Genomic DNA, 471 nt, shown 5'->3' with positions numbered 1-471 from the left:
TGAGATCCCACTGCTTATCGTGTCACTGAACCTTATTGGCGTGCTCGAATACGAGCATGTCAAGGATAAGCGACGTCTCGCCATCGTCATCGTGATGATCTTCGCCGCCTTCGTTACCCCAGGCCAGGATCCTTTCTCGATGGTAGTACTGGCTGGTTCACTGGTCTTGCTCATCGAGATCGCATTCCAGTTCTGCCGCCTCCACGATAAGCGCAAGCAGCGTGAACGCCCCGAGTGGATGTACCTCGATGATGAAACTGCTTCGCCGCTTGCCGCTGGACCAGGAGCCATTGGCGGGCCAACCCCTGTCGAGGCGCCGAGCAGAGTAAACCCTTCACCGGGCCCCTCTCAGCCCGTTTCACAGCCAGTACAACAGGCACAGCAGCAGCCGCAGCAGACATGGAGCACCGGTGCCAGTGGGACTTCGTCGACCAGCGGCGGCTTTTTCGACGATGTCCTCTAGGCACGGGT

1 protein-coding gene is annotated in these 471 nt (G+C 58.8%); it reads left to right on the top strand.

What is annotated here, in order from left to right:
- On the top strand, nt 1-463 hold a 463-nt coding region (locus E9529_RS21525; protein ID WP_236833289.1), incomplete at its 5' end, for a twin-arginine translocase subunit TatC.
- Between the last annotated feature and the right edge of the window lie 8 nt (nt 464-471).

This window comes from Blastococcus sp. KM273128, from assembly GCF_021698975.1.
Classification (GTDB): domain Bacteria; phylum Actinomycetota; class Actinomycetes; order Mycobacteriales; family Geodermatophilaceae; genus Blastococcus.
This window is presented reverse-complemented; position numbering and strand designations above follow the sequence as displayed.